This window comes from Actinacidiphila sp. bgisy145, from assembly GCF_057708125.1.
The window spans coordinates 98,736-112,125 of sequence record NZ_JBYIRL010000012.1; the positions used below are offsets into that span (position 1 = coordinate 98,736).

The 13,390-nt window shown below is 69.2% G+C and carries 10 protein-coding genes; all 10 read right to left on the reverse strand.

The annotated features are described in order from the left end of the window. Positions 1-25 precede the first annotated feature (25 nt). Positions 26-892, reverse strand: coding sequence for a DsbA family protein (locus AC3ERT_RS13410; protein ID WP_435174163.1), 867 nt, complete (start codon positions 890-892; stop codon positions 26-28). Between the two features lie 130 nt (positions 893-1,022). Beyond that, on the reverse strand, positions 1,023-2,636 hold the full coding sequence (locus AC3ERT_RS13415; RefSeq protein WP_435174164.1) for an amino acid permease: 1,614 nt from the start codon (positions 2,634-2,636) through the stop codon (positions 1,023-1,025). A 112-nt stretch (positions 2,637-2,748) separates the two neighbouring features. Continuing rightward, the gene (gene dxs, locus AC3ERT_RS13420) at positions 2,749-4,704 is read right to left on the reverse strand and encodes a 1-deoxy-D-xylulose-5-phosphate synthase (protein ID WP_335983460.1); all 1,956 of its coding nucleotides are present in this window, start codon (positions 4,702-4,704) and stop codon (positions 2,749-2,751) included. A 177-nt stretch (positions 4,705-4,881) separates the two neighbouring features. Continuing rightward, positions 4,882-6,186, reverse strand: a complete 1,305-nt coding sequence (locus AC3ERT_RS13425; RefSeq protein WP_435130006.1) for a sugar ABC transporter permease — start codon at positions 6,184-6,186, stop codon at positions 4,882-4,884. Continuing rightward, positions 6,183-6,971: an ATP-binding cassette domain-containing protein gene (locus tag AC3ERT_RS13430; RefSeq protein WP_335983458.1), complete on the reverse strand. Its 789-nt coding sequence runs from the start codon at positions 6,969-6,971 to the stop codon at positions 6,183-6,185. The genes AC3ERT_RS13425 and AC3ERT_RS13430 overlap by 4 nt, the downstream gene beginning before the upstream one ends. Positions 6,972-7,185: 214 nt before the next feature. After that, positions 7,186-8,271 (reverse strand): sugar ABC transporter substrate-binding protein, encoded by a 1,086-nt coding sequence (locus AC3ERT_RS13435; protein WP_335983456.1) that lies wholly within the window; start codon positions 8,269-8,271, stop codon positions 7,186-7,188. 137 nt (positions 8,272-8,408) lie between these two features. After that, positions 8,409-9,611, reverse strand: a complete 1,203-nt coding sequence (locus AC3ERT_RS13440; protein WP_335983454.1) for an ROK family transcriptional regulator — start codon at positions 9,609-9,611, stop codon at positions 8,409-8,411. A gap of 263 nt (positions 9,612-9,874) precedes the next feature. Further along, positions 9,875-10,807: a carbohydrate ABC transporter permease gene (locus AC3ERT_RS13445; protein WP_435174166.1), complete on the reverse strand. Its 933-nt coding sequence runs from the start codon at positions 10,805-10,807 to the stop codon at positions 9,875-9,877. A gap of 10 nt (positions 10,808-10,817) precedes the next feature. After that, the gene (locus tag AC3ERT_RS13450; RefSeq protein ID WP_435130015.1) at positions 10,818-11,744 is read right to left on the reverse strand and encodes a carbohydrate ABC transporter permease; all 927 of its coding nucleotides are present in this window, start codon (positions 11,742-11,744) and stop codon (positions 10,818-10,820) included. Between the two features lie 42 nt (positions 11,745-11,786). Beyond that, entirely contained in the window at positions 11,787-13,211 is a 1,425-nt protein-coding gene (gene ngcE / locus AC3ERT_RS13455; RefSeq protein ID WP_335983520.1) for an N-acetylglucosamine/diacetylchitobiose ABC transporter substrate-binding protein, read from the reverse strand. Positions 13,212-13,390: the final 179 nt, after the last annotated feature.

Sequence of the window (13,390 nt, forward strand, 5' to 3'; positions counted from 1 at the left end):
GGTCGTGTCGTACGGGGAGCCGGTGTCAGCTGAGGGCGGGCGAGGCGGTCGGGGTGGCCTGGAGCGCGATCACGCGCTTGGCCTCCTTGTTGACCATGGTGCGCAGCTTGGCCGGGGTGAGCGAGGTGCGGACGTCCTTGACCGGCTTGTCGTTGATCTCCAGCGCGGGCACCTGGCCGAGGCCGGAGTGGGCGAAGTCGGCCTGGGACTTGATCACCCAGCCCTTGTGGTCACCCTGCTCGATGCACGGCTCGAAGTTGGCCATCTTGATCTTCTTGGCCTTGTGCGCCAGCGACTTGATGAGCTTCTCGCTGCCGAGGCCGCCGCTGTGCGGGTCGGGCTGGTGGTCCCAGACCTCCTGCACGAACTGGGTGAACCGGCCCTGGTCCTGCGCGCAGGCGGCCGCGTTGGCGGCGTACTGCGAGCTGCTGCCGCCGTAGGTGCGGTCCGAGGCGGTGACGAGCTGGTAGTGGATCTGCACCTGGCCGGTGGTCAGCAGCTGGCGCAGCACGTCCTGGTACTCCTGCGCGAACGCCTTGGAGTCGGGGCTGCGCAGGTCCTCGTAGACGGTGATGGTGACCGGGACCGACGGGCGCACCGCCACCTGGAGGTTGGGGCCGCTGCTCGCGGTGGGGGTGGGGCTCGCGGTGCTGCTCAGGTCCACCGGGCCGGTCGGCACCACCGCGGGGCCGACGGCGCCGGACGGAGCCGACACCTTGTCGTCCTTGGAGGCGCGCACGTGCGCGCCGATCAGCGCGGAGCCGCCGAAGACCACGACGACCGCCATGATGCCGACCGCGTACGGCCGTATCTTGGCGAGCGGGCCCTTCCGCTTCTTCTTCGCCGGCGCCGCCGCGCCGCCGCTCTTGCCGGGTCCCTTGGACTCCGTCATGCCTACGCCACCTCGATCGTCCCGCACTGCTCTCGCGCATTTCTACCACCGCCGCGGCCCGGCCCGGAAAACGGGTGGCCCGGGCCCCGGCGGCGGCCCCCGGCGGGCCGGGGCGGGCCGCCGCGGCGGGTCAGTCGCGGCGCGCGAGGCGGCTGTGGCCGCGGCCGTAGCCGAAGTAGATCGCGAAGCCCAGCACCATCCATCCGGCGAACCGCAGCCACGTCTCCACGCTGAGGTTGATCATCAGCCACAGCGACGCGCACACCGACAGCACCGGCAGCACCGGCACCCACGGCGCCCGGAAGGCCCGCGGCAGGTCGGGGCGGGTGCGGCGCAGCACCACCACGCCGACGGCGACGACGACGAACGCGAAGAGCGTGCCGATGTTCACCATCTCCTCCAGCTGCCCGACGGTGAAGAACCCGGCGATCAGGGCGACGACCACCCCGAGCAGCACGGTGGTGCGGTAGGGCGTGCCGAAGCGCGGGTGGACCCGGGAGAAGGCGCGCGGCAGCAGTCCGTCGCGGCTCATCGCGAAGAACACCCGGGTCTGGCCGAGCAGCAGGATCATCACCACCGACGTCAGGCCGACCGCGGCGCCGAAGCTGATCAGGCCGGACCAGAAGGGCGCGCCGACCGCCTTGAACGCGCTGGCCAGGGGGGCGCTGGTGTCCAGCTCCGAGTACTTCTGCATCCCGGTGACCACCAGCGACACCGCGACGTACAGCACGGTGCACACCACCAGCGAGCCGAAGATGCCGCGCGGCATGTCCCGCTGCGGGTGGCGGGTCTCCTCCGCGGCGGTGGCCACGATGTCGAAGCCGATGAAGGCGAAGAAGACCACCGCGGCGCCGGAGAAGATCCCCATCACGCCGAACGACGACGGGGTGAAGCCGAACGCCGCCTGCACCAGCGGCGCGTGCAGGGTCGATCCGGCGCCGGTGTTGCTCTGGGAGGGCGGCAGGAACGGCGAGTAGTTGCTGCCGGTGACGTAGAAGAGCCCGGCGAAGATCACCAGCAGCACCACGGTGACCTTCACCGCGACGACCAGGCCGGTGACCCGCGCCGACAGCTTCATGCCGGCCATCACGATGCCGGTGAGCACCAGCACCAGGGCGGCGGCGAGGACGTCGAAGCCGTAGTGGCCGCTTTTGTGGCTGAGCTGGTCGGGCACGGTGATGCCCACGTTGTTCAGCAGGTTGGTGACGTAGCCGGACCAGCCGCCGGCCACCACGCCCGCGCCGAGCGCAAGTTCCAGCACCAGGTCCCAGCCGATGATCCAGGCCGGCAGCTCGCCGATGGAGGCGTAGCTGAAGGTGTAGGCCGAGCCGGCGACCGGCACGGTGGAGGCGAACTCCGCGTAGCACAGGGCCGCCAGCCCGCAGACGACGGCCGAGGCGATGAAGGACAGCGCGATGGCCGGGCCCGCGTACTGCTTGGCGACCGCGCCGGTCACCACGAAGATGCCGGTGCCGACGATGACGCCGACGCCGTAGACGATCAGGTCGAGCGCCGACAGTTCCTTGCGCAGGCCGTGCTCGGGGTCCTCGGTGTCCGCGATGGACTGCTCGATGGTCTTGGTACGGAACACCCCTTGCCGTGGCGTCGTCGACGTCGCCTCGCGCGTGCCCAGATCCACAGGCGCACCTCCATCGGATCGCTGCGCCGCCCAGGCCGGTCCCGGTGCGGTGCTGGTTACTCCACTGCGGTGGATCACCTCACCCGTCAAGGCGCGCCTACACATCCCTCGACGGCGCAGGGGGTCCACCCGTGCGGGTGAACCCCCTGGTACGCGCCGGCGGGCGCCTGCGGCGCCGTACAGGGCTGCGGTGGCGGCGTGCGGCGGTCAGCGCGCGTCAGTCCCGGCTGACCTCGCCGGCGGCGTCCACGGTGCCCGCGGTGCCGACGGTGCCGGCCTCGTCGGCGAACCGGCCGTCGATGGTGGCGACCACCCCGGTCACCTGGCGGGCGATGTCCGGCGCGGTGAGGCCGATGGCGGCCAGCACGTCCTTGCGCGAGCCGTGCGCGAGGAACTGCGGCGGGATGCCGAAGTCCCGCAGCGGGACGTCCACTTCCGCGTCGCGCAGCGCCTGCGCGATCGCGGAGCCGACGCCGCCGACCCGGCCGTTGTCCTCGACGGTGACGACCACCCGGTGCCGGGCGGCGAGCTTCGGCAGCTCGGCGTCGACCGGCTTGACCCAGCGCGGGTCCACCACGGTGGAGGTGATGCCCTGGGCGTCGAGCAGTGCGGCGACCTCCAGGCACATCGGGGCGAGCGCGCCGACGGAGACCAGCAGCACGTCGGGGCGGTCGGTGCCGTCCGCGGGGGCGCGCAGCAGGTCCATGCCGCCGATCCGGCCGACCGCGGCGACCGCGGGGCCGACCGCGCCCTTGGAGTAGCGCACCACGGTCGGGGCGTCGTCGACCTCGACGGCCTCGCGCAGCTGTGCGCGGACCTGGTCGGCGTCGCGCGGGGCGGCGATCCGCAGGCCCGGCACCACCTGGAGGATCGACATGTCCCACATGCCGTTGTGGGAGGCGCCGTCGCTGCCGGTGACGCCGGCCCGGTCGAGGACGAAGGTCACCCCGCACTTGTGCAGGGCGACATCCATCAGCACCTGGTCGAAGGCGCGGTTGAGGAAGGTGGCGTAGACGGCGAAGACCGGATGCAGGCCGCCGGTGGCCAGGCCCGCCGCGGAGGTCGCGGCGTGCTGCTCGGCGATGCCGACGTCGTAGACGCGGTCGGGGAACGCCTTGGCGAACTTCGTCAGCCCCACCGGGTGCAGCATGGCCGCGGTGATGGCGACGATGTCCGCGCGCTCCTTGCCGAGTTCGAGCATCTCGTCGCCGAAGACGGAGGTCCAGTCGGCGCCGCCGGCCGCGACCGGCAGCCCGGTGTCGGGGTGGATCGGGCCGATGCCGTGGAAGCGGTCGGTCTCGTCACGCTCGGCGGGGGTGTAGCCGCGGCCCTTCTCGGTGATGCAGTGCACGATGACCGGGCCGCGGAAGCGCTTGGCGCGCTGGAGCGCGGACTCCACCGCCTCGATGTCGTGGCCGTCGATCGGGCCGAGGTACTTCAGCCCCAGGTCCTCGAACATGCCCTGCGGGGTGACGAAGTCCTTCAGGCCCTTCTTGGCGCCGTGCAGCGTCTCGTAGAGCGGCTTGCCGATCAGCGGGGTGCGCTCCAGCACCTCCTTGGTGCGGGCGAGGAACTGCTCGTAGCCGTCGGTGGTGCGCAGGGTGGCGAGGTGGTTGGCCAGGCCGCCGATGGTCGGCGAGTAGGACCACTCGTTGTCGTTGACCACGATGACCAGCGGGCGGTGCTTGGCGGCGGCGATGTTGTTCAGCGCCTCCCAGGCCATGCCGCCGGTCAGGGCGCCGTCGCCGATCACGGCGACCACCTGGTCGTCGCGGCCGAGCAGTTCGTTCGCCTTGGCCAGGCCGTCGGCCCAGCCGAGCACGGTGGAGGCGTGGCTGTTCTCGATGACGTCGTGCTCGGACTCCGCGCGCGAGGGGTAGCCGGACAGGCCGCCGGTGCTCTTGAGCTTCGCGAAGTCCTGCCGGCCGGTGAGCAGCTTGTGCACGTACGCCTGGTGGCCGGTGTCGAACAGCACCCGGTCGGCCGGCGAGTGGAAGACCCGGTGCAGCGCGATGGTCAGCTCGACGACGCCGAGGTTGGGGCCGAGGTGGCCGCCGGTCTTCGAGACCGCGTCGACGAGGAAGTCCCTGATCTCCTCGGCCAGTTCGACCAGCTGCTGCGGGTTGAGCCGGTCGAGGTCGCGGGGTCCGTTGATACGGGTCAGCAGTGCCACCCGTGCCTCCTCTTCCTAGCGCGCACTTGTCCGTCGCGGCGGGCCGATCTGGCCGTTCCGCGAGTCTAATGTTCCGCATACCGGAGCGTCGGCCGACCCGTGCGAGATATGTCACGGGCTGTGGTCCGGTCGTACCACGAAGGCGCCGGGTGCCTCGTTACGGGTACGGCCGGGGCGTCAGGCGCGCCCGGACGTCCGCTGGGTCCTGCGGGACACCGAGTCCACGACCACGGCCGCCAGCAGCACGCCACCGGTGATCATGTACTGGATGGAGGTGTTCATGTTCAGCAGGTCCAGGCCGGTGGTGATGGACTGGATGACCAGGCCACCGAGCAGGGCCGACCAGACCCGGCCGCGCCCGCCGAAGAGGCTGGTGCCGCCGATGACAGCCGCGGCGATGGCGAGCATCAGGGTGTTGCCGCTGCCCGCCTGGAGCGTCGCGGTCTGGGTCTGGGCGGCCAGGAACAGACCGCCGAGGGCCGCGAAGCCGCCGGCGATGGCGAAGACCGAGATCCGGACCAGGTCCACGTTGATACCGGCACGCCGGGAGGCCTCGATGCTGCCGCCGAGCGCGAAGACCTTGCGGCCGAAGGTGGTCCGCCGCAGCACGAAGTCGCAGATGATCAGCGCGACCAGGAAGACCACGAGGGCGTTGGGCACACCGGCCGTCTTGTTGAGCACGAACGCCACGACGTAGGCGACGATCGCCAGCAGCACCGCACGGGCGACGATCTCGCTGGTCGGGCGGAACGGCACGCCGGCCTTGCGGCGGCGGCCCTGCTCGACGAACGAGCCGAGCAGCAGCGCGGCGACCCCGACGGTGGCCAGGATGTAGGCGCCGGCGATGTCCTGGTCCATGAAGAAGGACGTCTGGCCGAGCAGGTGCATCGGGCCCTTGTCGGCGATCGAGAGGCTGCCGGTGTCGCCCAGCACCCACAGCATCAGGCCGTTCCAGCCGAGGAAGCCGGCCAGGGTGACGACGAAGGCGGGTACGCCGACCTTCGCGAAGAAGATGCCGTGCACGGCGCCGATACCGATGCCGATGAGCACCGCCAGCAGGAACGCCAACCACATGTTCATGCCGTGTGTGGTGGTGAACACCGCGAACAGCGCGGAGATCAGGCCGCTGACCGAGGCGACCGACAGGTCGATCTCACCGAGCAGCAGCACGAACACCAGCCCGATGGCGAGCATGCCGGTGCCCGCCACGAAGTAGCTGATGTTGACCATGTTGGTCGAGCTGAGGAACAGGCTGTCCTTGCTCTGGAAGATCGCCCAGATGACGATCAGCGCCACGATGACCGGCAGCGAGCCCAGTTCGCCGCCCTTGAGGCGGCGCTGGAACTCGGTGACGTAGCCCTTCAGGCCCTGCTCGCGCACCAGCAGGCGCGGGTCGACCGCCGCCACCGCGGGCGGCGGTACTTCCTCGACGGACGGCTTGTCGCCGTCCTTCGACGTGTCGATGGTCGTCTCGTCGCTCACTTGGCCGCCTCCGCGTTGCGCGACTGCCGACGGGTCACGGCGTTGTCCGTGGCTCCGGTGATCGCGGCGATGATCTGCTCGTTCGTGGTGCTCTTCACCGGGAAGGAACCGTTGTTCCGGCCCAGCCGCAGCACGTGGACGGTGTCGGCGACCGCCATCACGTCAGCCATGTTGTGGCTGATCAGGATGACGCCGAGACCGCGCTCGCGCAGCCGCTCGACGAGGTCGAGGACCTGCGCGGTCTGCTCGACGCCCAGCGCGGCGGTCGGTTCGTCGAGGATGACGACCTTGGGCTCACCGATGAGCGCACGCGCGATGGCGACCACCTGGCGCTGGCCGCCGGAAAGGCTCGCGATCGGGATGCGGACGCTGGGGATGCGGATGGAGAGGGTGTTGAGCAGCTCGCGGGAGCGCTTCTCCATCGTGACCTCGTCGAGGCTGCCGAACCGCAGCAGCTCCCGGCCGAGGAAGAGGTTGCCGACCACATCGAGGTTGTCGCACAGCGCCAGGTCCTGGTAGACGGTGGCGACACCGAGCTGCTGGGCGTCCTGCGGGCGCCCGATGTTGACGCCGCGGCCCTCCCACTCGATGACGCCTTCGTCGATCGGGTGGACGCCTGCGATCGTCTTGACCAAAGTTGACTTGCCGGCACCGTTGTCGCCCACGAGGGCGACCACTTCTCCGGCGTGGACCTCCAGCTCGACGTCGGTGAGGGCTTGCACCGCACCGAATCGCTTGGAGACTCCGCGCAACGCCAACACGGGCGTAGCGGACACGTGAACCATCTCCTTCGCCGCCTGACCGGCGGGGATGCCGCGGACCGGGTTACCGCCCGCGGAGGAAGTGCTGGGGAGCACAGGATTGCAAGGCCTGACGGGAACGGGCGTTGGCCCGTTCCCCCACTGGTCCCGTCGTGTTTCCGTCCGGCGCCCCGCCCCGGCAGCGGGGTGTTTTGGTGGGTGCGGGGCACCGGACAGGCTTCACCGGGAGGCGGTGGCTCTACTCGATGCCGGCCGCCTTGCAGGCTGCCGCGAACTGGGTGGTGCAGATCTGGGAGGTCGGGTACAGACCGTCCTTGACCACCGTGTCCTTGAGGTTGGCCTTGGTCACCGCGGTGGCGCCGATCAGCAGCGACGGCACGGTCTGGCCGGACGCGCTCTTGGACGTCGTGGTGGCGATGCTGGTGATGCTCTTGCCCTCGAGGAGGTTCACCGCGATCTCGGCGGTGGCGTCGGCCTCAGGCTTGTACGGCTTGTAGATCGTGGCGCTCTGGGTGCCGGCGAGGATGCGCTGCACACCGGGGAGCTCCGCGTCCTGGCCGGTGAGCGGCGGGTTGATGCCCGCGCCCTTCAGGGCGGTGGCGATACCGCCGGCCATGCCGTCGTTGGCGGAGTAGACGCCCTTGATGTTCTTCGCGCCGAGCTGGGTGATCGCCGCAGTCATCTTCTGGTTGGCCGTGGTGTCCTTCCACAGACCGGACTGCTCGTAGGCGATGTTCACCTTGCCGTCGAGGATCTTGTGCGCGCCGGCCTTGAACATGGCGGCGTTCGGGTCGGCCGGGTCACCGTCGATCATGACGATCTTCGAGGTCGGCTTGGCGTCGGCGCCCATCGCGTCGAGCAGGGCCTGGCCCTGCTCCTCACCGATCTTCTCGTTGTCGTACGAGACGTAGGCCGAGACCGGGCCCTCGGCGAGGCGGTCGTAGGCGACGACCTTGATGCCCTTGTTGACCGCGGCCTGGATCGAGGACTTGATGCCGACCGAGTCCTCCGGGTCCACGATGAGGACCTTGACACCCTTGGTGATCATCGTGTTGACCTGCTGGGCCTGCTTCTGCGGGTCTCCGGCAGCGTTGTCATAGCTGATGGTGCAGTCCGAGCACAGCTCCTTGATCTTCTTCTCGATCAGGGGCTTGTCGAACTGCTCGTACCGGGTGGTGGCGTTCTCCGGCAGGAGCAGGCCGATCGACTTGTCCTTGCTCTTGTCCGAGCTGCTGCTGCCGCCCGCCTTGCCGCAAGCGGCCATGGTGAGCGCCATCGACACAGCCGCCGTGCCGATGACGATTCGACGCGTCATTGCGTTCATCTGAGGTGCCTCCCTGACAGGGCCGCAACACTGCGGCCGAGGTGCAGGTGAGTCAACTCTCGCTGACACGTGTCGTCAAGAAGTAAACACTTAACGAGATGGCAACGGCGCGTTTCGTTAGCAGTGTGAACGCTGCGTTATGCCGAGAACGCGGGGGAATCCACCGCTGCGTTCCCGTCCAGGAGCGTGGAGTCACCCATCTCGCTCAGCACCAGGGCCAGCGCCCCCAGCACCTCCGCCCGCGCGCCGAGCGCCCCCGGCATCACCGACAGCCGCTGCGCGGCGCTGGGGATGGCGTAGCGCGACACCGACTCCCGGATCGGGCCGAGCACCAGCTCCCCCGCCTCGGCCAGGTCCCCGCCCAGCACGACCCTACTCGGGTTGAGCAGGTTGCACAGGCTGGCCACCCCCATGCCTATGTGCCGCCCGACGTCGCCGATCACCCGCCGGCACCCCGGGTCCCCCTCCCGCCCCAGCTGCACCATCTTCGGGATGGTCAGGTGCTCGCCGTGGCTGCCGCGCAGCAGCTCCAGCACGTAGCGGGCCGCGGTGAAGGTCTCCAGGCAGCCGCGGTTGCCGCAGCGGCACACCGGGCCCGACTCGTCCAGCGTGATGTGCCCGATCTCCCCCGCGGTGCCGCCCGGGCCCCGGTAGATCCGGCCATCCACCACCAGCCCGGCGCCGACGCCGCTGGCGACCTTGATGTACGCCAGGTCCCGCACCCCGCGGCCGCTGCCCCACACCAGCTCGCCCAGCGCGCCGAGGTTGGCGTCGTTGTCCACCTGCACCGGGACGCCGAGCCGGTCGATCAGCTCCTGCCGCGGGTTGATCCCGCTCCAGCCCGGCAGGATCGCGGTGGAGCCCAGCAGGCCGGTCTCCATGTCGATCGGGCCGGGCACGCCCAGGCCCACCCCGAGCACCTTGTCGCGGTCGATCCCGGTGGACTCCACCAGCCGTCCGACCAGCTGTTCGGCCCGGTCGAAGCCCTCGGACGCCGAGGCGTCCACGTCGATCGGCTCGGACTGCTCGGCGAGCACCTGGTGGGCGAGGTTGCCGACCGCGACCCGCAGGTGGGAGTGGCCGAAATCGACCCCCACCACGATGCCCGCGTCGCCCGACAGCGCCACGCTGCGCGCCCGCCGACCGCCCGAGGAGGTCGGCGTGACCTGCACCGTCCCGCTGTCCTTCAGCTCGCGGACGATGTTGGACACCGTGGCCGCCGACAGGCCGGTCGTACGCGCGATCTCCGCCTGGGTGAGCGAACCGGCGAGCCGGACGGCCCGCACCACGCGCTCCAGGTTGGCCCGGTGCAGCGACGACTGCGATCCCGGAGTATCCACGACATCCACTCCTGCCCGGCGGCCGGAGCGCCTCCGGCTGCCCGCACGGGACGGGGCCCGGGTACCGGCGCCAGAGCTGCCACACCAGTGAGACCCCGTCGTCTACAACATGTGAACTCTAAGTTGAGGGTTAGGGGTGATGTCCCGTCAAGGGGGGAGAACCACACCGTTACGCGATCCACCCCCGACGCCGACCAGCGGCTCCGCATGCTCGCGGAGCCGCTGGGGACAGCGTACGGGGCCCTCTCGGCCGGGCGGCGGGCCTATTTCACCGCGCCCGCGGTGAGCCCGGCCTGCACCTGCCGCTGGAAGACGACGTAGACCGCCAGCACCGGCAGCATCGCGATCGACAGCCCCGCGAACAGACCCGACCAGTCGCCCTTGTATCCCTGCTGCACCGCCAGGTCGGCGAGCCCCTGGGTCAGCACCCACTTGTCGGTGTTGCCCTGGTTGAGCACCAGCGGCAGCAGGTACTGGTTCCACTGCCCGAGCACGTTGAAGATCCCGATGCTGATGATGCCCGGCTTGGCCATCGGCACCATGATCTGGAAGAACGTGCGGGTGTGGCTCGCCCCGTCGACGAGCGCGGCCTCGGCCACGGACGTCGGCAGTGTCCGGAAGAAGGACGTCATGAAGAAGACGGTGAACGGCAGCGAGTAGGCGATGTACACCAGGATCAGGCCGGGCAGCGTGTTGAGGATGCCCAGGTTCTTCGTGACGAAGAACAGCGGCACCAGCACCATGACGACCGGGAAGGCCATGCCGCCGACGAACAGGAAGTAGATGAAGCGGTTGCCGAAGAACTCGAACCGGGCCAGCACGTAGGCGGCCATCGAGCCGAAGAGCATCGTGCCGACGGTCGAGAAGCCCACCACGATCACCGTGTTGATGAAGTAGCGGCCCATGTGCGCCTTGGTCCAGGCGCGCGTCCAGCTGCCGCCGTGCAGGGGCCACGGCAGCGACCAGGGGTGCGACAGGATGTCGCCGGAGGTCTTGAAGGAGCTCCACACCGCCCACAGCAGCGGTACCGCCACCATCAGCGCCCAGACGATGAGGAAGCCGTGGCTGAAGACGTTCAGCACCACGCCCTCGCCGCGCCAGCGGTGTCGGGCGGCCGCGTCCGGCGCGGGCTTGGGGAACGCCTGGGGAGCCTTGTCCGCCGGTCCGGGCGCGTCTTCGTAGGTCTCAGTGGTCATCGCGGCACCCCTAGAACTCGATGCGCTCGCGGCGCGAGAGCCGCAGCGTCAGAACGGCGAACAGCAGCGTCACGATCAGCATCGCGACACCGATCGCGGCTGCCATGCCGTACTGGCTGTTGTCGCGGAAGGCCGTCTTGTACAGCAGCAGCGGCACCACGTCCGTGCTCTCGTTCGGCCCGCCGTTGTTGACCGACATCAGCTGCACCAGGGCGAAACCGTCCATGGCGATGATGCCCATGTACACCCAGCCGGTGGCCACCGTGTCCCGCAGCAGCGGCAGGGTGACCCGGAAGAAGGTGGTGATCCGGTTGGCGCCGTCCAGCAGCGCCGCCTCGTAGATCTCCGCGGGGATCGAGGCCATGCCGGCGGAGAAGAGCACCACGTAGAAGCCGACGTTGGACCACACCATCACCGCCATGATGCAGGCGAGCGCGATGCTCGGGTTACCCAGCCAGGACTGCTGGAGCGAGTCGAGGTGGACGTGGTGCAGCAGCGCGTTGAGCAGGCCGCTGTCCGGGTCGGGGTTGTAGATCTGCTCCCACAGCACCGCGACCACGGTGACCGACAGCACCTGCGGGAAGAAGTAGACGATCTTGTAGAAACCCGCGCCCCGAACGCCGGCGACCGACGCGCTGCCCTTGCGCCGGCCGCCGACATTGAGCATGAAGGCGAAGAACAGTCCCAGTCCCAGCGTCACGATCGGCACGATCAGCAGCATCAGGACGTTGTGCCACAGTGCCTTCCAGAAGAGGTTGTTGTGGATGATCTTCTGGTAGTTGTCCAGCCCGATGTAGTGCTTCTCGGGGGTCAACCCGCTCCAGTCCGTCAAGGAGATCTGGAAGTCCTGGATGAAGGGCGAGATCACGAGGACCGCGTACAACGCCACAGGTACTGCCAGAAACCCGATGATGAACCGGTACTTGCCGTGTCGCATGGTGCCGGTCGCTCTCGTCTCAGCCGTCAGGGAAGGTTCGGGTCACACGTGCTTGAACTTGGGCACGGACGAGTCCGCCTTGGTCGCGTCGGCGGCCTTCTGCGCGCCCTCGATCCACTTCTTGGCGTCGATCTTTCCGGTCAGGAGCTGGAGGGTCAGGTTGCCCAGGGTCTCCTGGTTGAGCTTGACGTACCAGTCCTGGAGCCGCGAGTTCAGCACATTGGTGCCCGCCGCCGTCAGCGCCTTGGACGCCGAGGCCAGGCCGGGGGTGAGGGTCAGGCCCTCCGCGGCACCGCTGATGCAGGTCAGCGACTTGGTGGTGTTGGTGAAGTTGTCCGTCTCCTTCTTGCTGATCATGATGCGCAGCAGCTCCATGCCGCCGATCGGGTTCTTGCCGTCGGCCGCGACGATGTACGGCTCGCCGGCCGCGGCGTAGACGGTGCCGAAGGGCAGCTTGTCGGAGGAGCCGGCGCCGACCAGCGGGCCGACCGCCAGGTCGAAGTCCTTGGGCATGGTCGGGGCGGCCTCGTTCTCCACCCACGAGCCGTCCGCCACGATGGCGGCCTTGCCCTTGGTCCAGGCGGTCTGCATCTGGATGTGGGTCATGCCCTCGGAGCCGGGCATGAAGTACTTCTTCGCGGCCACTTCCTCGTAGTAGCCGATGACCTGCTTGACCGCGTCCACCTGCCAGGCGCCGTCCTCGAGGTCGTCGATGGCGTTGAGGACGTCCTTGCCGCCGATCTTGCCGATCTGGGCGAGCAGGTCGAAGTGGACGTAGTAGGGGTACTTGCCCGGGTAGGTGAAGAGGGAGATGTTCTCCTTCTTCGCCTTGGCGCCCAGGGCGAGCGCCTGGTCGAAGGTCTGCGGGTACTCCCAGCCCTTGTCCTGGAAGAGCTTGTTGGAGTACCAGCCGCCGTAGACGGTGAAGGCGTAGTTGAACGCGTACATCGCCTGGGTGCCGAACTGGCCCTGCTCGACGGTGCCGGCGATCAGGACGTCGCGGACCTTCTTGCTCGGGTCGTCGACGGTCGGCGCGTCGAGCAGCGCGGTCAGGTCCTGGAGCTTGTTCTCCTTGGCCAGGGCCGCGGTGTCGAGGTTGTCGGCGCCGGAGTTGTCCATGACGTCCGGCGGCGTGTCGCTGGCGAAGCGCGGCTGGAGCTTGGGGCCGAGGCCCTGGGTGCCGGTGTGCTTGACCGTGATGCCGTACTCGGAGTTGTAGACCGCCTCGGCGGCCTTCACGTACGAGTCGCCGAAGCCGCCCTTGAAGATGAACGCCTCCAGCGGGGCACCCTTCTTCACCCCGAGCGGGTTGTTCGCCGTCTTGGCACCGGTGGGTTCGGACTTCGGCTTGTCGCTGCCGCCGCCGCTGGAGGCGCAGGCCGACAGCAGCGAGGCGGACGGGACGGCCACCACGCCGATGGCCATGGCCCGCTTGATGGCATCACGGCGGTTGATCTCGGAGCCCATGCTCAAGTCCTCAGCCTTCTTCCAGGACTCATGCGGTGCAGCGGAAGCCGCCGACGACCGCGAACAGTTGAAGCGTGAGTGATGCGGTGCATCCAGTGAGGCGAGGAACGATAGCCGACGGCTGCCTTGGCCGCCCTGTCGGCGCCCCCGCGCGGTCCCGCGCTCAGCGGGTTCCCGGA

Excerpts from the sequence above, each read along its gene's own strand:
- AC3ERT_RS13410 (WP_435174163.1), bottom strand. The coding sequence starts at position 892 with ATGACGGAGTCCAAGGGACCCGGCAAGAGCGGCGGCGCGGCGGCGCCG.
- AC3ERT_RS13415 (WP_435174164.1), bottom strand. The coding sequence starts at position 2,636 with ATGTGTAGGCGCGCCTTGACGGGTGAGGTGATCCACCGCAGTGGAGTA.
- AC3ERT_RS13430 (WP_335983458.1), bottom strand. The coding sequence starts at position 6,971 with ATGGTTCACGTGTCCGCTACGCCCGTGTTGGCGTTGCGCGGAGTCTCC.
- AC3ERT_RS13435 (WP_335983456.1), bottom strand. The coding sequence starts at position 8,271 with ATGAACGCAATGACGCGTCGAATCGTCATCGGCACGGCGGCTGTGTCG.
- AC3ERT_RS13445 (WP_435174166.1), bottom strand. The coding sequence starts at position 10,807 with ATGACCACTGAGACCTACGAAGACGCGCCCGGACCGGCGGACAAGGCT.
- AC3ERT_RS13450 (WP_435130015.1), bottom strand. The coding sequence starts at position 11,744 with ATGCGACACGGCAAGTACCGGTTCATCATCGGGTTTCTGGCAGTACCT.
- ngcE (WP_335983520.1), bottom strand. The coding sequence starts at position 13,211 with ATGGGCTCCGAGATCAACCGCCGTGATGCCATCAAGCGGGCCATGGCC.